The organism is Candidatus Tumulicola sp. (assembly GCA_036490475.1).
Classification (GTDB): Bacteria; Vulcanimicrobiota; Vulcanimicrobiia; order Vulcanimicrobiales; family Vulcanimicrobiaceae; genus Tumulicola.
The window spans coordinates 1,060,458-1,077,619 of the sequence record DASXDT010000006.1 but is presented as its reverse complement, the minus strand read 5'-3'; the positions used below and the strand labels follow the sequence as shown (position 1 = coordinate 1,077,619).

19 protein-coding genes are annotated in these 17,162 nt (G+C 62.1%); 10 read left to right on the top strand and 9 right to left on the bottom strand.

Translation table 11 applies throughout. The features are described 5' to 3' along the window. Nucleotides 1–41 precede the first annotated feature (41 nt). The 5 genes from VGF98_12655 to VGF98_12635 form a co-directional block, all read right to left on the bottom strand. A complete protein-coding gene (locus tag VGF98_12655; GenBank protein HEY1682485.1) occupies nt 42–824 on the bottom strand; it encodes a sulfite exporter TauE/SafE family protein in 783 nt (260 codons plus the stop codon). Nucleotides 825–891: 67 nt separating this feature from the next. Then, nucleotides 892–1,944: a sulfate ABC transporter ATP-binding protein gene (locus tag VGF98_12650; GenBank protein HEY1682484.1), complete on the bottom strand. Its 1,053-nt coding sequence runs from the start codon at nt 1,942–1,944 to the stop codon at nt 892–894. Further along, a complete protein-coding gene (cysW, locus tag VGF98_12645) occupies nt 1,941–2,804 on the bottom strand; it encodes a sulfate ABC transporter permease subunit CysW (GenBank protein HEY1682483.1) in 864 nt (287 codons plus the stop codon). The genes VGF98_12650 and cysW overlap by 4 nt, the downstream gene beginning before the upstream one ends. After that, the gene (gene cysT / locus VGF98_12640) at nt 2,797–3,657 is read right to left on the bottom strand and encodes a sulfate ABC transporter permease subunit CysT (GenBank protein ID HEY1682482.1); all 861 of its coding nucleotides are present in this window, start codon (nt 3,655–3,657) and stop codon (nt 2,797–2,799) included. Before cysT ends, cysW begins: the two co-directional genes overlap by 8 nt. 9 nt (nt 3,658–3,666) lie before the next feature. Beyond that, nucleotides 3,667–4,650 carry a sulfate ABC transporter substrate-binding protein gene (locus VGF98_12635; GenBank protein ID HEY1682481.1) on the bottom strand — a complete coding sequence of 328 codons (984 nt, stop codon included), beginning with the start codon at nt 4,648–4,650 and terminating at the stop codon, nt 3,667–3,669. Between the two features lie 516 nt (nt 4,651–5,166). Between VGF98_12635 and VGF98_12630 the strand changes: the two genes are divergently transcribed. The 6 genes from VGF98_12630 to nadC are packed head-to-tail and all read left to right on the top strand — an operon-like array spanning nt 5,167 to nt 10,179. Beyond that, a complete protein-coding gene (locus VGF98_12630) occupies nt 5,167–5,571 on the top strand; it encodes a hypothetical protein (GenBank protein ID HEY1682480.1) in 405 nt (134 codons plus the stop codon). After that, entirely contained in the window at nt 5,568–5,786 is a 219-nt protein-coding gene (locus tag VGF98_12625) for a helix-turn-helix transcriptional regulator (protein ID HEY1682479.1), read from the top strand. Before VGF98_12630 ends, VGF98_12625 begins: the two co-directional genes overlap by 4 nt. Then, complete coding sequence (locus VGF98_12620) at nt 5,783–6,751, top strand: alpha/beta hydrolase (protein ID HEY1682478.1); 969 nt, start codon at nt 5,783–5,785, stop codon at nt 6,749–6,751. Before VGF98_12625 ends, VGF98_12620 begins: the two co-directional genes overlap by 4 nt. Before the next feature lie 12 nt (nt 6,752–6,763). Further along, on the top strand, nt 6,764–7,795 hold the full coding sequence (gene nadA / locus VGF98_12615; GenBank protein ID HEY1682477.1) for a quinolinate synthase NadA: 1,032 nt from the start codon (nt 6,764–6,766) through the stop codon (nt 7,793–7,795). 28 nt (nt 7,796–7,823) lie between these two features. Beyond that, complete coding sequence (locus VGF98_12610; GenBank protein HEY1682476.1) at nt 7,824–9,323, top strand: L-aspartate oxidase; 1,500 nt, start codon at nt 7,824–7,826, stop codon at nt 9,321–9,323. Further along, entirely contained in the window at nt 9,274–10,179 is a 906-nt protein-coding gene (gene nadC / locus VGF98_12605; GenBank protein ID HEY1682475.1) for a carboxylating nicotinate-nucleotide diphosphorylase, read from the top strand. Before VGF98_12610 ends, nadC begins: the two co-directional genes overlap by 50 nt. A gap of 2 nt (nt 10,180–10,181) precedes the next feature. Here the strand turns inward: nadC and VGF98_12600 are convergent, their stop codons facing one another. Beyond that, nucleotides 10,182–10,733 carry a hypothetical protein gene (locus VGF98_12600; GenBank protein ID HEY1682474.1) on the bottom strand — a complete coding sequence of 184 codons (552 nt, stop codon included), beginning with the start codon at nt 10,731–10,733 and terminating at the stop codon, nt 10,182–10,184. An 18-nt stretch (nt 10,734–10,751) separates the two neighbouring features. Further along, nucleotides 10,752–11,120, bottom strand: coding sequence for a DUF202 domain-containing protein (locus VGF98_12595; protein ID HEY1682473.1), 369 nt, complete (start codon nt 11,118–11,120; stop codon nt 10,752–10,754). A gap of 77 nt (nt 11,121–11,197) precedes the next feature. Here VGF98_12595 and VGF98_12590 point away from each other — a divergent pair, with 77 nt between their 5' ends. Beyond that, entirely contained in the window at nt 11,198–12,619 is a 1,422-nt protein-coding gene (locus VGF98_12590) for an aminopeptidase P family protein (protein HEY1682472.1), read from the top strand. A 16-nt stretch (nt 12,620–12,635) separates the two neighbouring features. Here VGF98_12590 and VGF98_12585 read toward each other — a convergent pair whose 3' ends face one another. Continuing rightward, on the bottom strand, nt 12,636–12,968 hold the full coding sequence (locus VGF98_12585) for a hypothetical protein (protein ID HEY1682471.1): 333 nt from the start codon (nt 12,966–12,968) through the stop codon (nt 12,636–12,638). 87 nt (nt 12,969–13,055) lie between these two features. Between VGF98_12585 and rsmI the strand changes: the two genes are divergently transcribed. The 3 genes from rsmI to VGF98_12570 are packed head-to-tail and all read left to right on the top strand — an operon-like array spanning nt 13,056 to nt 16,221. Continuing rightward, nucleotides 13,056–13,928, top strand: a complete 873-nt coding sequence (gene rsmI, locus VGF98_12580) for a 16S rRNA (cytidine(1402)-2'-O)-methyltransferase (protein ID HEY1682470.1) — start codon at nt 13,056–13,058, stop codon at nt 13,926–13,928. Then, complete coding sequence (gene metG, locus VGF98_12575) at nt 13,925–15,466, top strand: methionine--tRNA ligase (protein ID HEY1682469.1); 1,542 nt, start codon at nt 13,925–13,927, stop codon at nt 15,464–15,466. Before rsmI ends, metG begins: the two co-directional genes overlap by 4 nt. Continuing rightward, nucleotides 15,463–16,221: a TatD family hydrolase gene (locus tag VGF98_12570; GenBank protein ID HEY1682468.1), complete on the top strand. Its 759-nt coding sequence runs from the start codon at nt 15,463–15,465 to the stop codon at nt 16,219–16,221. The genes metG and VGF98_12570 overlap by 4 nt, the downstream gene beginning before the upstream one ends. On the opposite strand, the gene VGF98_12565 is transcribed toward VGF98_12570, so the two are convergent. Then, nucleotides 16,218–17,093: a phospholipase D-like domain-containing protein gene (locus tag VGF98_12565; GenBank protein HEY1682467.1), complete on the bottom strand. Its 876-nt coding sequence runs from the start codon at nt 17,091–17,093 to the stop codon at nt 16,218–16,220. The two genes, VGF98_12570 and VGF98_12565, sit on opposite strands and share 4 nt — an antisense overlap. Nucleotides 17,094–17,162 lie beyond the last annotated feature (69 nt).

The window sequence follows — 17,162 nt, the reverse complement described above, 5'->3', positions numbered from 1 at the left end:
CGGTCGACGGTCGCTCGCGGGGTCAGCGACGCCCGCGTGCTTTATCGCCAAATGAGGCGGGTTCCGACCACGATCAGCACGATGGCGACGACCGGGCGCAAATAGCGCTGGTCGAGGCGGCCGCACAATTTACTGCCAATGTAGATGCCCGGCAACGAACCGATCAACAGCTTGAGCACGAGAGACAGATCGACGTCACCCATCGACCAACGGCCGAGCGCCGCCATCGGGATGAGGAACGCTGCGAATGCGATGTCCGAACCGATCAGTTGTGCTAGGCCCGCGAACGGTAATACCAGCGTCAGCAGCGGCAACGTTACCGAACCGGACCCGATCGACGTGACGGTAACGATTAATCCGACCAACGCACCGATCGCGATCACGCGTCCACGCTGCCGGGGGTGCCACTCGAACGTCTGCGTCACGATGTTGCGCCGGATAAGCGGCTGGACGATGATGATGAGCGCCGCGACGAATAGGGTCACGCCGATCGCGCGACGGGTCCAGTCTTCGATGACCGTGACCTCGACGTGGTGACGCAGCCAGAAGAGTGCGATCAGTCCAATCAGCGACGCCGGCAAACCGCCCCAAAGCAGCGATTTGACCACATCGGGATTCACGGTCTTCTGACGGTTGTGGAGGAACGCTCCGTAGAGCTTGGTTGGGACGCTGTACAAGAGGTCGGTGCCGACGGCTTTCATCGGGTTGACGTGCAGCGCGATGATCAGCAGCGGGGTCATGATCCCGGCTGCGCCGACACCGGTTAAGCCGACGATGGTCCCGACGGCAAGGCCTATGAGAATGATCTCGAGGTTCAAGAGCATTATCGGCCGCTCGTTCGTCTAGCATGCGCCGACTCCCCGCGGCGGCTCGACCGGCGGCTTCCAGGCACTAGATGCCGGCGCCCTTGGCGACCTCGCCATTACTGAAGACAGCCAGCTCGCGCGGAACGACGAATACCTCATCACCCTTGGCTAGCGCCAGCTCTCGAAACTGCGGTTGCGGGATCTCTACTTGCACCCGACTGCCCCACTCAGCTTGCGCTTCGATCTTCGCCAACGGTCCCGCCGCGTTAACGTGCACGATGGTAGCTCGGAACGCATTTCGTCCGGCCGGCGCTTCGCGCGCGATATCCAGCGCGTGCGGCCGAACGAAGACGACGTGATCGGTTTCGGTTTGCTGGATGTACGTAACGCCGTTGTCGATGCGACCGTGGAACAGATTGACGTTGCCGAGAAACTTGAACACGAACGAGGTTGCCGGCTTACCGTACACTTCGTCGGGCGTTCCGATTTGTTCGAAACGTCCTTCGTTCATGACGGCGACGGTATCGGCGACTTCGAGCGCTTCTTCCTGATCGTGCGTAACGAATAAACTCGTTATTTGCACCTCGTCGTGCAGGTGCCGCAACCAACGGCGCAGCTCCAAGCGAACCTTTGCGTCCAGCGCTCCGAACGGTTCGTCCAATAGCAGCACGCTCGGCTCGACCGCGAGCGCACGCGCCAGCGCGACGCGTTGACGCTGGCCGCCGCTCAACTGCGACGGGAAGCGCTCGGCCAGCGTCTGCAACTGAATGAGGTCCAGCAAGTCGCCGACTTTCTTGCGAATCGCGCTTTCCGACGGGCGCGTCGAACGGGGCCGCACGCGCAAGCCGAACGCGATGTTGTCGAACACCGTCATGTGCCGGAAGAGCGCATAGTGCTGGAAAACGAAGCCGACGCGCCGTTCGGCCGTACGGCGATTCGCCACGTCCGTCCCGTCGAACCGGATCTCGCCGGCGTCGGCGAATTCGAGACCGGCAATAATCCGTAACAGCGTCGTCTTACCGGACCCCGAAGGCCCCAACAGTGCGACGAGCTGGCCGGCCGGCACTTCTAAATCGACGTTGTCGAGCGCGGTAAACGCGCCGAAGCGCTTACTTACCCCGCGAACGCTGATGCTCATGACTCGAAACGAGCCTCCACGACGGTCTTGACGACCAGTGTGACCAGCGCGAGCAACGCTAGAAGCGATGCCACCGCAAACGCCGGGACGAACTGGTAGTCGTTGTACAAAAATTCCACCTGCAACGGCATCGTATCCGTCAAACCGCGGATGTGACCCGAAACGACGGATACCGCGCCAAACTCGCCCATCGCGCGAGCGTTACATAGGATCACGCCGTAAATAAGCGCCCAGCGAACGTTCGGCAACGTTATACGAGTGAACGTTTGCCAACCGCCGGCGCCCAGCGTCAGCGCGGCCTCTTCTTCGTCGTTGCCTTGCGCCTGCATCATCGGTAGCAACTCGCGCGCGACGAACGGGAACGTCACAAAAATTGTCACCAATACGATTCCGGGAATCGCGAAGATGATGTGGATGTCATGCGCCTGCAGCCATTTCCCAAACACGCCCTGCAGTCCGAATAGCAGAACGTAGACCAAACCGGCGACGACCGGCGAAACCGAGAACGGGAGGTCGATCAAGGTGATCAGCAGGCTGCGGCCGGGAAACTGAAACTTTCCGATCGCCCACGCCGCGCACATTCCAAACGCCACGTTTAGCGGGACGGAGATCGCAGCCGCTATCAATGTCAGTCTTATCGACGCCTGCGTGTCGGGGTCGGCGAACGATTTGAAGTACGGCATGATGCCGGCTGCGAACGCGGAGCCGAACACAACACCTAACGGTACGAATAGAAACACCACGAGAAACGCCACGGCAATACTGACGAGCAGCCACTTGACCGCAGGCGATTCGGACGTCGCGGCGAGCCGGCGCGCTGCGATGTGCTGTGGAGTACCCCACGCCATCGATTTAGCCACGCGCTGGCCTCGCTTGGCCGCGAGACTCGCGACCGCCGCCCCACTTCTGCAACAGATTGATCGCCAGCAGCATCGCGAACGAAACGACCAGCATTGCCACTGCGATAGCGGTGGCACCGGCGTAATCGTACTGCTCGAGCTTGGTTACGATCAACAGCGGCGTGATTTCGGTGCGCATCGGCATGTTGCCGGCGATAAAAATGACCGAGCCGTATTCGCCGATGGCACGAGCGAACGCTAATGCGAAGCCGGTAATAGCCGCCGGCAAAATCGCGGGCAACAGTACGCGCGTAAACGTTTGGAACCGGTTAGCGCCAAGACTCGCGGCCGCTTCTTCGAGTTCGCGGTCGATATCGGCCAGCACCGGTTGCACGGTACGTACGATAAACGGTAGCCCGATGAACGTCAGCGCGATGACGATGCCGATACGCGAATACGCGGCATGAATGCCCAACTTGAGCAGCGGCTTTCCGAATATTCCACTTGGACCGTAGATCGTCGAGAGCGCGATGCCCGCTACGGCCGTCGGCAGCGCGAACGGCAGATCGACCAGCGAATCGAACAGTTTTTTCAGCGGAAACTGGTAACGGACCAGCACCCATGCCGTCAAAACACCCATCACTAAGTTGATGCACGCGGCGAGGAACGATGCGCCGAACGTGATCTGGTACGATGCCAGCGCCCGCGGCGTCGTTACATCGTGCCAAAAGCCGAACCAGCCGAGCGTCGATGCCTTGAAGAACGCCGCCGCCAGCGGAATAAGCACGATGAGCGACAGATACGCAACGGTCAGACCGAGCGTTAATCCAAAGCCCGGCAGAATGCTGCGCGGGCGGCGGGCGGCGGCGATCATGTTGGGTTACTACGGCTGATAGATTTGGTCGAACAGCGCGCCGTCATCGAAGAACTTCTTCTGCGCGCTTTTCCAGTTGCCGAATACTTGCGAAATGGTCACCATCCGGATGCTCGGAAACGTCGATGCATATTTCTTGACGACCGACGGCAAGCGCGGACGAAAGAAATGCTTGGCGATGATTTCCTGGCCTTGCGGAGTGTAGAGATACCTAACGTACGCCTCGGCGATCCCGCGCGTGCCTTTGGCGTCGACGACTTTGTCGACCACGGCCACCGGCGGCTCCGCCAGGATGCTGGTAGGCGGATACACGATCGAATACTTGTCGGGACCAAGATCGCGCGTCGCGAGTAGCGCGTCGCTTTCCCAGCCGACGAGTACGTCGCCGATGTTGCGCTCTGTGAACGTCGTGGTCGAACCACGCGCGCCCGAATCGAGCACCGGAACGTTCTTATACAGTTTGGTTACGAAATCGCGAGCCGCGCCTTCGTTACCGCCGGGACGGCGCAACGCGTAGGCCCACGCCGCGAGAAAGTTCCAGCGCGCGCCTCCGGACGTTTTCGGATTGGGCATCACGACCGAAACGCCGGGGCGAATAAGGTCGCTCCAATCCTTGATGTGCTTCGGATTGCCCTTGCGCACCAAGAACACGATCGTCGATGTGTACGGCGTGCTATTCTCCGGCAAACGCGACTGCCAATTGGCGGGCAGCAACTGCGCCTTGTCGGCGATCGCATCGATGTCGTATGCCAGCGCGAGGGTCACGACGTCGGCCTGTAAGCCGTCGATAACCGCTCGCGCCTGCTTCCCCGAGCCCCCGTTGGACTGCTGTACGGTGATGGTCTGGCCGGTCTTGGCCTTCCAATAGCGGGCGAACGCGTCGTTGAAGTCATTGTAGAGTTCGCGCGTCGGGTCGAACGACACGTTCAAAATCATGGAGCCGTTGGCGGCGGATGCAGGCCCAACCACCCCCACCGCCGCCGTGGCAAGCACACAAAGTACGAGAAGGGGCTTTGTCCATCGCATTCGAGGTTCGCTCCAAACTACAAGAAGTTGACATTAGTTACTATTTGCCGCCTCGGATTAATGACTGTGGTTATTATTCCTCTGGGAGCAACGAAGGCTGGGACAAAAAGACGGCGCGCCCCTCACGGGACGCGCCTCTTCCATGGAACCGGCCGCCCTAGGCGGCGCTGCGAAGATCTACCTTGGCTGCATGCTCGACATTGGAGTCGGGGTGTCCGATGGCATCGGGGACGTGGATGGCATCGGTTGAGCGGCTGTTGCTCGAGCTGCGCCAGCGCCCATAATCACCACGGCGGTCAGGACCATTCCGGCAAACCAACGATTCATTGTTACCTCCTCTGTGCGTCTTCGATTCCTACCACGGAATCGCACATGTCACACCTCGCGGACGCAATGGCGCGTTCGGACGTCATAAAGTCGTCTTCATTTCACAAAATGTCGTCTATACTTGACATAAAGTACGCTACAAGATACTATTTGTTCATGCAACGCCTCACCAACCCCACCACTCGCGCCAGCCGCCGGTACACCGTGCAACTCACGATCGCGATGTCGCTCTACGTGCTTTTGCTGGTCGGCAGCATACTGGCGGTTCAGCGGCTGAACATCGAGGGCGCCTGGCGCTATCTCTTGATTCTGGTACCGCTACTACCGGTCGTCGCCATCGTTCCGGCGGTGCTACGGTACGTTCGCGATACAGATGAATTCGAGCGGCAGCTTACGACCGAGTCGCTGGCCATCGCAGCCGGTGTAACGGCCGTATTCTCAGTCACATACGCTTTTCTAGAATCGGCGGGTCTGCCCCATCTCTCTGCGTGGTACACCTGGCTCGTCGTGATGGGCAGCTGGGGAGTTGCGCGTGTCGCCCTGCGGTTGCGCTACCGATGAAAAACCGGTTACGCGTCCTACGCGCCGAGCGGGACTGGTCTCAGGCCGAACTGGCCGACCGGCTGGGCGTCGCGCGCCAGACCGTGGTCGCGCTGGAAGCCGGGAAATACGCACCCAGCTTACCGCTGGCGTTCAAAATAAGCCAAATCTTCGGGCGGCAGGTGGAAGACGTTTTCGAAGCCGACCCACTCACCATGGAGGAACCCTCACGATGATCCGCCTCGTCAACCGAATCGCGGTCGCGCTCACCCTCATCGCGCTCGCCGTCGCAGCCGCACCGGCTTCGGCTGCGACGCTGCCGCCCGCTCCTAAGCCGTCGGCGTCCTTCGATTCCGGAATGCTCCACGTGGACAAATACGGTTCCGGACCGCAGAACTTGATCTTGATTCCAGGCTTAGGTAGCGGGCCGTGGTCGTGGTACGGCACCATTGAACACTTTTCGCAGTACTTCACCGTCTATGCGGTCACGCTCGCCGGGTTCGACGGAACGCCCGCGCCCGCTCAAACGCCGACCTTCGAGGCGTTTTCAAACGACTTCTGGCAAATGCTGTCGGCGCACAACATCGCGTCGCCGGTGGTGGTGGGGCACAGCCTCGGCGGAACGCTCGCGATCTACCTAGCGGAGCAACATCCCGAGCGCTTACGCGCCATCGTCGCCGCCGACGGCCTGCCGATCTTCCCGCTGCTGAGCACGCAAACGACCGATCAGCGTACCGTGGTTGCCAAACAAGCGGCTGGATCGTACGCCGGGTTATCGCCTGCCGGAGCGCTTGCGTATGAAACGAGATACATGCAGAACATCGGTACGCTCGATCCGCAGCTCGTCGCTCCGACGGCGCAGCTCGAAGCGAGCAGCGATCCAAAAATTGTGGCTGCCTGGCTGCAAGCCGACCTGATCGCCGATCTGCGCCCGGATCTCTCGAAAATCACGATTCCCGTCCTCGAGATTATGCCGTACGACCCGCAGATGGGTTCGAAAGCCGGCTTCACGCAAGACCAAGGCGTCGCGTTCTACACTTCTCTCCTGAAGGGGGCGCCGCAGGCAACCGTCGTCGCAATCGGTCCGTCGCGCCACTTCGTGATGTTGGACCGTCCGGAAGCGTTTTATACGGCCGTGCACCAGTTTATCAACGGGTTACCGGCTCCGGCCGCAAACGGGTCTTCGCCGTCCGGGTTGTAAGGTAAGGAATCAATGACCATCGCCGAGCTCACCTACACGCCTGAAATCGCCGCCGAAACGCACGAAACGTTCGAGCGAGCCGGCGGCGTTATCCCCGAAGTCGAATGGCCGCTGTACGCTCCGTACGTCGCGGCCATTCAGCGTCTCAAGCGCGAGCGAAACGCGGTCATCCTCGCTCACAATTATCAAGTGCCGGAAATCTATTATACCGTCGCCGACATCGTGGGCGACTCACTCGCGTTGGCGATCAAGGCGGCGGAAACGGAAGCCGACGTGATCGTCTTATGCGGCGTGCATTTCATGGCCGAAACCGCGAAACTGGTCAATCCGCAAAAGACCGTGCTGGTGCCCGATCTCAAAGCCGGATGTTCGCTGGCCGAATCGATCACCGGCGCCGACGTACGGCTGCTGCGCGAGAAGTATCCCGGCGTTCCGATCGTAACGTACGTGAATACGTCGGCCGAAGTCAAAGCCGAATCCGACGTGTGCGTCACCAGCGGCAACGCGGTGCAAATCGTTCGGGCCTTGGGTGTGCCGCGCGTGATCTTTCTTCCGGATGAATATCTGGCCGCGTACGTCGCGTCCAAAACCGATGTCGAAATCATCGCGTGGCAAGGCCACTGCGAGGTGCACGAGCGTTTTAGCGGAGACGATATTCGACGTTATCGCGAGGGCGATCCGGGACTGATCGTGTTGGCGCATCCGGAATGTCCGCCCGATGTTTTGGCCGCGGCCGATTACGTCGGTTCGACGCAAGGCATGGCCGAATACGTCGGCGGTCTCGACGAGACGCCGGCGACGAAGCGGCCGCGCGTATTGATGATGACCGAATGCTCGATGGCCGATAACGTGGCGGCAAAGAATCCGAATGTCGATTTCGTACGGCCGTGCAACCTGTGTCCGCACATGAAGCGCAATACGTTGCCCAAAATACTGCACTCGCTGCAATCGATGGAATATGAAGTGACGATCGATCCCGAGATCGCGCGCCGCGCTCGGTTATCGGTCGACCGCATGTTGGAGTTTAGCCGTCCGCGCGATTGACGCCCCGACGATTCGTCGCAGCGAAACGTTGGTCGTCGGAGCCGGCATCGCCGGCTTGATGGCCGCGCTCAAACTCGCCCCGCGTGGAACCACCGTCCTGTGTAAAACGCGCCTGGGGAAAGGCGCGGCGACCGATTGGGCGCAAGGCGGCATCGCTGCAGCCGTCGGCAAAGACGACTCTCCCCACTTGCACGCACTCGACACGCAGCGTGCCGGCGCGGGAATCAGCGACAAGGCGATCGTCGACATTTTAACCGACGACGCACCCGCCCGCATCGAAGAACTGCTCGAACTAGGCGCCACGTTCGATCGCGACGCCGAGGGCGAACTCGAACTCGGCCGGGAAGCCGCGCACGGGCGCCGTCGTATCGTTAAATCGGGCGGCGACGCAACCGGCCACGCGATTCTCAGCACGCTGATCGAAGCGGTCCTCTCGCACCCGTCGATCGATGTCGTCGAAAACGTATCGGCGTTGGATTTGATCGCCGACGCCGACCGTGTATATGGCGTGTACGGTCGCGACGACGCGTCCGGCGAAATCGTCGAGTACCGCGCCGGCGCGGTCATTCTGGCAACCGGCGGTATCGGCCGGCTCTACCGGTTTACAACGAATCCGCCGCAAGCCACAGGCGACGGAATCGCGATGGCTGCTCGTGCCGGCGCACTGTTGGCCGATATGGAATTCGTCCAATTTCATCCGACTGCGCTTGCGATCGGACGCGACCCGATGCCGTTGGTGACCGAGGCGGTGCGCGGCGAAGGCGCCGTTCTCGTGAACGATCTCGGCGAACGATTTATGTTGGGGCGCCATGCCGACGCCGAACTCGCACCGCGTGACGTGGTCGCGCGAGCCATTTTCGAGCAGTTGCATCACGGACGAACCGTCGGACTGGACGCGCGCCGCATCGGCGCGGCGTTTCCCACGAAGTTTCCAACCGTGTTCGCGTTTTGCAGCGAGGCCGGCATCGATCCGCGCATCGAAAACATTCCGGTCGCTCCTGCGGCGCATTATCACATGGGCGGTATCGCCGTCGACGAGTGGGGCCGCGCAAGTTTGGCGCGACTCTGGGCGTGTGGCGAGACCAGCGCGACCGGCGTCCACGGAGCGAACCGTTTAGCGAGCAACTCGCTGCTCGAGGCGTTGGTCTATGGGTCGCGGGTCGCAACCGATATACTCGACGCGGCGCCCGCGCCCAAAGGTCGCCCGACATCGCGCGCACCGAAACCGCCGCCACGCGGAACCGGCGTACAGGCCGTTAGCGATCTGCGCAACGTCATGTATTCGAACGTCGGTCTCGTACGCCACGAACGCGGCTTACGTGAAGCGTTGTTACGCATTGGAGAGCTGAAGCGATCGGTTAGCGATCCCAGCGACGAGTTGCGCAATCTCTTGGTGGTCGGACGCTTGATCGCCGAAGCCGCATTAGCGCGTGCCGAAAGCCGCGGCAGCCACTATCGCAGCGACAATCCGACCTCCGATGAAGCGCTGGCAAAGCGTTCGTTTACGCGGTTACGCGATGCCGGTTAGCGTTTCGGCGCAATTTCTCGAGGTGGTCGCCGAGCCGGTCGTGCGAGCCGCGCTGGCCGAAGATCTCGGCCGCGGCGGCGACGTAACGACCGACGCCATCGTTTCGCCGGAGGTGCGGGCGCGCGCCGTGCTCGCGGCTCGGCGCGACGGCGTCGTCGCCGGAACGTCGATTGCATTGTTGGCCTTTCGTTTGCTCGAGCCGTCGATCGAATGGACGATCGACGTTCCCGATGGCGAACGCGTAACAGCCGGTGGAGCGATCGCGCACGTATCGGGGAGTGCGCGCTGCATATTGAGCGGCGAACGCGTCGCGCTCAACCTACTCGGGCGCCTTTGTGGAATTGCGACCGCGACGCGAAGCATGGTCGATGCGATCGCCCCCGCGCGGGCTCAGGTTGCCGATACGCGTAAAACGACGCCCGGTTTGCGCGCGTTGGAAAAATACGCCGTGCGTTGCGGCGGCGGCATCAATCATCGTTTCGGTCTCGACGACGCTGTGCTGATCAAAGACAACCATCTCGCGCTGGCCGGATCGATTCGCGATGCAGTCGCCGCGGTGCGTGCGCGCATCGGTCACATGATGAAGGTGGAAGTCGAAGTCGATTCGCTCGAACAGTTGCGCGAAGCACTTGAAACGCCGATCGACGCCGTGCTGCTCGACAACATGCCGCCGGACGTGCTGCGGCGTGCGGTCGAGATGGTCGCCGGGCGCGTTTTGACCGAAGCCAGCGGCGGTGTCACGCTGCAATCGATCGCCACGATCGCTCGCACCGGCGTCGACGTCATCAGCACCGGCTGGATAACGCACAGCGCGCCGGCACTGGACGTCGGCCTCGATATCGAAATGTCAAACTAAGGCTACTTTGGCGTCGGGCTCGGTGATGGTTTCACTTCCGGGTGCTCGTTTTGCCATGGCCATGCGAAAATCGACGCTTGCAGTTTGTCGACGATTGCCTCGAAGCGACGGATTTGAGGGTCGCTCGTATCGGCCTCAAAGGGAAGTATTCCGGGACTTAACCCGCCGACGGCGATAACCACACCGCAGCGCATTATTTCCACGGTCTGGCACGGCCCATCAAAATAGACGGTCGGCGACGGTTTTAAGCGCACGGCAAGAAAGTCTTCATCGCGTAGCGTTTGTCGCAATCGCACGAACAACGGCCGTCCGTCGCGGCCATCGTAATAACCTTTGACTGGGGTTTCACTTTTAGCGGCGAAAAATATGAGGCCGTCGTTGCGCGCCCACGCTAGGTAATGAAATCGATCGGTGCCGCACCCGCGGCGTACGGCTATGCCGGAGATGTCGTCGTACGTTGGAGTGCCGCCCGGCTCGCAACTCGCGCGCACTTCAACAGGAACGATGAGGCTGATGCAGGCGGCGACAACTGCCGAAATCGCGATGTGACCCATCCTGCACATGGCTACGCTCTAGCGGTAGGCCAGCAACGCCATGGCGACGACCGCGCCGATCGCTGCGACGAGGCCGGCGATCGCATAGCCGGTTACGATCGACATCGGTTTGATGCGGCCTTGCTTGAGCGCGCGATCGGTCGCCGCGTACCGGAACGCACCGAGTAGCGCAATCGCGACCCCCGCGATGGCCATTGCGGTTCCAAAGCCGGTCGAGACGTTCTCGTGCGCCGGATGGATGCGCACCAGTACGGCAAACTCGCGCGCGAACAACGAAAATTTCGCGATAACGAACCCGAACGCAACGAACGCCAGCGCCGTTCGTACGTATGCGAGGAACGTTCGTTCGTTGGCGAGGGCGTCGGCGGTGCGCACGTCGCTTTGCACCCCCACTCGGTTCGACGCTCGCTTGCCGGAAACCGGGCCTGCAGGCCGCGAAATCGCCGCGAGGCGAAAGCATCCGCATGACCTCTCCGCGTTCAGCCCCCGTCGCTCGGACGGGCTACGACACCGACGCTCCGGAAGCGCTGATCGACTTCATGCGCGACGGCTGGCTCGAACGAAAGGCCGCTTCGACCGTCCATCCGCAAGTGGACCGTCTGCGAGAGCGACGCGCCGTGCTATCGCGCGCTTTTCCGGCCACGCACCTCATTCTGCCGGCGGGCGGTGAGCGGGTGCGGGCCAACGATACGAATTTCCGCTTCCGCCCGGCGACCGATTTTGCGTATTTCACCGGCGGCGGCGAACCCGGCGACCTGCTGGTGCTCGAGCCGGATGGTACCGGGCACCGATCCATCCTGTTCGTACGGCCGCATAATCGCGGCACCGCCGATTTCTTCACCGACCGCGCGCACGGCGAGCTCTGGGTGGGGCGGCATCGTGGGGTCGACGAGAGCCTTCCGTATTATGGCGTCGATGAGTGCCGGCCGCTTCACGACGCCGTTTCGTATCTACAGGGCCTGGACCGGTCGAACGCGCGGGTACGCGCGATCGGCGGTCTCGACACGACCCTGGATGCAGCCTATGCCGCGGACGACGAGCTGGCCACCTATTGTTCCGAGGCCCGGCTGATCAAGGACGAGTACGAGGTCGCCGAACTCCGCACGGCATGCGCCATCACGAAACGCGCCTTCGAGGACGCGATCGTTGCGATGCGCGAGACCGCGAGCGAACGCGCGATCGAAGGCGCGTTTTGGAATCGCGCGCGGATCGAAGCCAACGACGTCGGCTACTTGACGATAGCGGCCGCCGGAGATCACGCGTGCACGTTGCACTGGACGCGAAATAACGGCGTTCTGCAACCCGGCGACTTGCTGTTGCTCGACGCCGGCGTCGAGTGCGACTCGCTCTATACCGCCGACGTGACGCGCACGTTGCCGATCTCGGGAACGTTTACGCCCGAGCAGCGGCAGATCTATGAATTAGTGTGGGAAGCGCAGCGACAAGCGATGGAAGCGGTCGCGCCCGGTAACGATTTTCTCGAGCCGAACCGCCGCGCGATGGCGGTGTTGGCGCAGGGCTTGATCGATCTCGGCATTCTACGCGGATCGGTCGACGAGGTGTTGGATCCGCAACGTCAACTCTATCGCCGTTACACACTGCATAACGTCAGCCACATGCTCGGAATGGACGTGCACGACTGCGCAAAAGCGCGTTCCGAAAACTATCGCTACGGAACGCTGCGCCAGGGGATGGCGTTGACCGTCGAGCCGGGATTGTATTTCCAGCCCGACGACGCCACCGTCCCCGAAGGCTTTCGCGGCATCGGCGTGCGCATCGAGGACGATGTGGTCGTCACATCCGGCGGTTTCGAAAATCTGTCGTCGGTGCTGCCCTCGCGAGCCGGCGAACTAGAAGCCTGGATCGCCGGGATCTGGTCGGCGTGAGCCGCGAGGGACGACGCTAGCTAGGCATCACCGACGTGCCGGGCGGATCGGTTGGCGGGAAGCTCGGGGGATAGTTTGTCGGCGGCGTCGTTCCATAGGCGTGCGCGGCTATAGCGTCTTCGATCGGCCAGCGGCTGAAGGCCAGCATCAGTAAACAGATAAGCGGCCCAACCGAAGGAATCAAACACAGTAGACCGAGTGCGCCGTTCTGGCCGGTGCGCGCGAAGATACGCCAGAACAGCCAAACGAAGAAAATGGTGAGCGCGATGCCGATGACGGCGATCATGCCGAACATTCCGACGAGGCCGGCGGTCGCGGCTCCGGTCATTGAATCGGTCGAATCATGCATAACCAAACACCTCTCAACACATAGCAGAGCAACGTACCGGCGACTGCGGGACGGCGCCGCTTGGCTCCTTCAGCGAGAGAGGTTGGCGTGCCGCTAATCGTGGTTCCGACGCCGCTCGGCAATTTGCGCGACATTACGCTGCGCGCGCTCGATACGTTGCGCGACGCCGAACTGATCGTCGCCGAAGATACGCGGGTGGCGCGTAAACTGCTCTCGGCGCTAGATCTGCCGGCGAAACCGTGCTGGAGCTATCGCGAACAAAATGCGCGCTCGGTAACCGACGGCATCCTGCAGCGCGCGCGGGACGGCGTGGTGGCGCTCACGACCGACGCCGGGATGCCCGGCGTTTCCGATCCCGGCACCGAGCTGATCGCCGCAGCGCGCGGAGCGGGCGTCGACGTCGAGGTGTTGCCCGGCCCCAGCGCCGCGCTCGGGGTTGCGGTATTGAGCGGCTTTCCGCTGGACCGATTCTCCTTCGAAGGTTTTGCGGCTCGAACGGCGCGCGACCGTAGCGCCGGCTTTTTGCGGGCCCTGTGCTCGGGCGTCACGTCGATTTGGTACGAGTCGCCGCGTCGCATCCGTGCGACACTCGAATCGCTGGATACCATCGCGCCCGTCACCCGCATGTTCTTAGTACGCGAATATACAAAACTGCACGAGCAACAGGTCCTCGGAACGCCGTCCGAAGTGGCAGCCGCGTTACCGGAGCCGGTCCGAGGCGAGATCGCATTCGCGTTGGCGCCCGGCACGTTTCCGGCGATCGACGATGAATCCGGCGCCGGCCACGCGCGGCTCGACGACGCAATCGATGTGCTGTTGGCGGCCGGCGAGCGTACCAACGACATCGCCAAAGAACTCGCGGCGCGCGGCCTCGGCACGCGCGGCGACGTATACGATCGCGTGGTGGAACGTAAACGCGGCAAGGGAGCCGCGGCAACCGGCGAAAGGCCTGCGCGATGAGCCGCGCCTTTTACGTCACCACGCCGATTTATTATATTAGCGGCAATCCGCATATCGGCCACGCATACACGACGATCGTCGCCGACGTGCTAGCGCGGATGGCTCGCACTCGCGGCCCGGCTCGTTTTCTCACCGGCACCGACGAACACGGGCAAAAGGTCGCCGATGCCGCTGCCCAAGCCGGCAAAACGCCGCAAGAATGGTGCGACGAATTGGTGCCGCGCTGGCAGGCGCTGTTCGCCGCGTACGACGTTGAGTACGACGATTTTATTCGCACCACCCAACCGCGTCACGAACGGGTCGTACAAGCCGTGTTCGAACGCATGCGCGCCAACGGCGATGTCTACCTCGGGACGTATGAAGGCTGGTATTGCGTCTCAGACGAGACATTTTGGCCTGAATCGAAGTTGCGCGACGGGCGTTGCCCCACGTGCGGCCGCGAAGTCACGCGGATTTCCGAAGAAGATTGGTTTTTTCGACTTTCGAATTACCGCGACCGCCTGCTAGCGCACTTCCGCGATCATCCGGATTGGGTGCGTCCGCGCAGCGTCTACAACGAGATGATGGCGCTGCTCGAAGAGGGCCTCGACGATCTGTCGATCACGCGCAAGAATTTAGCTTGGGGGATTCCCGTTCCGGGCGGCGGCGACGACGGAGTGATCTACGTCTGGTTCGACGCATTGCTCAACTACATTTCGGCCATCGGATGGTCGACCGATGAAACGATGTTCTCCACCTACTGGCCGGCGTCGGTGCAACTGGTCGGAAAAGAAATCGCGCGCTTTCACACCTTGATCTGGCCGGCGTTGCTGTGGTCGATCGGCGAGGTGGCGCCCGATCTCGTATTCGCCCATGGCTGGATCACGGTAGACGGTCAAAAGATGGGCAAAAGCCTGGGCAATGCGGTGGATCCGTTCGCATTGGTCGAGACGTTTGGCGCCGATTCGCTGCGCTACTTCTTATTGCGCGAAGCGCCCTTCGGCAGCGATTTTTCATATTCGGAAGACAAGATCGCGCAACGCCACAACAGCGATCTCGGGAACGACCTTGGAAACCTGCTGCATCGCACTGCATCGATGCTGCAAAAATATCGCGATAGCGTGGTGCCGGCGCGGCCGGACGTTGTGAATCCGTTGCAAGAACGCTTCGCCGCGCTCCCGGCGAGCTTCGCAACGCACGTCCTGGACTTGCGCTTCCGCGAAGCACTTGAATCCGCGTGGGAATTGGTTACCGCATTGAACCGATCGGTCGACGACGGCAAACCTTGGCTGATGTTTAAAGAGGGCCGGAACGAGGAGCTGGACGCGTTGCTGTTCGACTTGTGGGAAGGCTTGCGGCGTCTGGCGATGCTGTTGCATCCGTTCATGCCATCCAAGTCCAAGGAGATGTGGCAACGCCTGGGCGCGACCGGACGGATCGACGGCGATTGGTCGTCGCTGGGCGCTTGGGGATCGACCGGCGGAGCCCGCGTTTCGGGGGGTGCGCCACTCTTTCCGCGCATCGACACGAGCAAACCCGAAGAACTGTCCGACAGATGATCGACACGCATTGTCATCTGCACGACAAGCGCTTCGACGACGATCGCGCGGTTGCAATCGCGCACGCGAGAGAACTCGGCGTCGACCGCATGATCACGGTAGGTTGCGATGTCGAAGACAGCCGGCGCGCGCTCGCAACCGCGCGTGAGTACGATCTTTTCGCCAGCGCCGGCGTGCATCCGCACGAAGCCGAGGATGTAGCAGCCGACTATTTGCAAACCTTGAACGAGTTCGCGCGTGACGAACGCGTCGTCGCCATCGGCGAAACCGGACTCGATTACTATTACAACCACAGTCCGCGCGAGGATCAGATTCGCGTGCTGCGCGAGCAGATCGGGCTCGCGCGCGAGCGGAAACTGCCGCTCATCTTTCATCAACGCGACGCGTTCGACGATTTTCTCGGCGTGCTACGCGATGAATTTCCGGGTCTTCGCGGCGTCGTGCATTGTTTCACGGGCGATGCCGAGCAGGCCGAAATGCTGGTGCGCGAGTTCGATGTAAAACTCGGAATCGGGGGCGTCTTGACGTTTAAGAACGCGCAGCCGTTGCGGGATGCAGTGGTACGCGTCGGACTCGACGCGGTCGTGCTCGAGACCGATGCACCGTATCTGGCACCGGTGCCGATGCGCGGAAAACGTAACGAACCGGCGTTCGTGCCGTACGTCGCGCGCACGCTGTCGGAACTCTTCGGCATCGATATCGCCGAGGTCGAGGAGATTACCGGCCGCAACGCCGCTGCGTTGTTTTCCATTTAACGCGCGCCGGACGGCTCCAGGGCACGGGCATCGAGCCAGCGCGTTTCGAGTCGCTCGGCCACCGCGCTCACAATCGCGCCGTTCCGGGTGCATGTACCCCAGTCGATCTCGTCCGGCGTTCCGAAGGCCGGCGACGCGTTGGCCGATCCGATCCACGCTTCACGTCCGCACATCGCAAACTTCTCGGTATCGGTGGTGGTGCGCACTTCGACGCCGTCCTTTGTGAGGCGCTGTAGCGTCGCGCGCTCGCGGGCGTTCGAAGCCAGCGGCCGGCGTTCCACGAGCAACTGCGGATGCAGGCCGCGTTTGCCGAGATCGTCCAGCGCGCGGCAAACGGCGTTCGAACTACCGAACGTTTCCGTTTCGACCCTCACGCGATCGCCGGCTCGAGCGCGTTCCAACATGCGAGCCTCCAACTGCAGCGCCGGCCGTTTGTGCAGCGCGAATCCCGTCCGGTCCGAGGGCACCCGGCCGGCCGCCGCGTTTCGGACAGCTGCCGAGTCGGCCGCATCGTCGTCGCGTACGATCACGTCATCGCGCGCCCAGTTCCGGTCGTCGAGAAACAACTCGCCGTCGACCGCCAGCGCTTTGGCGTGCAGCGGGGCGTCGCCGGCCGCCGGCTGATTTAAACGAACCGACGCCCCGCTACGGCGCAGCTCGATCGCTAGGCGATGGTTATAGGTAGCGAACGAACCGTCGGGATCCCCATAGGGTGCGCCTTCGAGGCGTACCGCAACCCGCGCACCTCGCCGGGCGGCGTCTTCGAGCGCATGCAGCAAGGGCCGCGACCGCAATGTGTAGGCGATCATCGCGATATCGCGGCCCTTGCCGACCGACGCGAGGGCGGCCGAGCCCGAACTTAGTCGCACCATGACGAACCTCGATCCCACCTTGCCGCGGCACCGCTAGCCCAGGAGAGGGCCTCGCCCGCCGGAAAGCAG

Excerpts from the sequence above, each read along its gene's own strand:
- VGF98_12655 (HEY1682485.1), bottom strand. The coding sequence starts at position 824 with ATGCTCTTGAACCTCGAGATCATTCTCATAGGCCTTGCCGTCGGGACC.
- VGF98_12650 (HEY1682484.1), bottom strand. The coding sequence starts at position 1,944 with ATGAGCATCAGCGTTCGCGGGGTAAGTAAGCGCTTCGGCGCGTTTACC.
- cysT (HEY1682482.1), bottom strand. The coding sequence starts at position 3,657 with ATGATCGCCGCCGCCCGCCGCCCGCGCAGCATTCTGCCGGGCTTTGGA.
- VGF98_12630 (HEY1682480.1), top strand. The coding sequence starts at position 5,167 with ATGCAACGCCTCACCAACCCCACCACTCGCGCCAGCCGCCGGTACACC.
- VGF98_12625 (HEY1682479.1), top strand. The coding sequence starts at position 5,568 with ATGAAAAACCGGTTACGCGTCCTACGCGCCGAGCGGGACTGGTCTCAG.
- VGF98_12620 (HEY1682478.1), top strand. The coding sequence starts at position 5,783 with ATGATCCGCCTCGTCAACCGAATCGCGGTCGCGCTCACCCTCATCGCG.
- nadA (HEY1682477.1), top strand. The coding sequence starts at position 6,764 with ATGACCATCGCCGAGCTCACCTACACGCCTGAAATCGCCGCCGAAACG.
- nadC (HEY1682475.1), top strand. The coding sequence starts at position 9,274 with ATGAAGCGCTGGCAAAGCGTTCGTTTACGCGGTTACGCGATGCCGGTT.
- VGF98_12600 (HEY1682474.1), bottom strand. The coding sequence starts at position 10,733 with ATGGGTCACATCGCGATTTCGGCAGTTGTCGCCGCCTGCATCAGCCTC.
- VGF98_12590 (HEY1682472.1), top strand. The coding sequence starts at position 11,198 with ATGACCTCTCCGCGTTCAGCCCCCGTCGCTCGGACGGGCTACGACACC.
- VGF98_12585 (HEY1682471.1), bottom strand. The coding sequence starts at position 12,968 with ATGCATGATTCGACCGATTCAATGACCGGAGCCGCGACCGCCGGCCTC.
- metG (HEY1682469.1), top strand. The coding sequence starts at position 13,925 with ATGAGCCGCGCCTTTTACGTCACCACGCCGATTTATTATATTAGCGGC.
- VGF98_12570 (HEY1682468.1), top strand. The coding sequence starts at position 15,463 with ATGATCGACACGCATTGTCATCTGCACGACAAGCGCTTCGACGACGAT.
- VGF98_12565 (HEY1682467.1), bottom strand. The coding sequence starts at position 17,093 with ATGGTGCGACTAAGTTCGGGCTCGGCCGCCCTCGCGTCGGTCGGCAAG.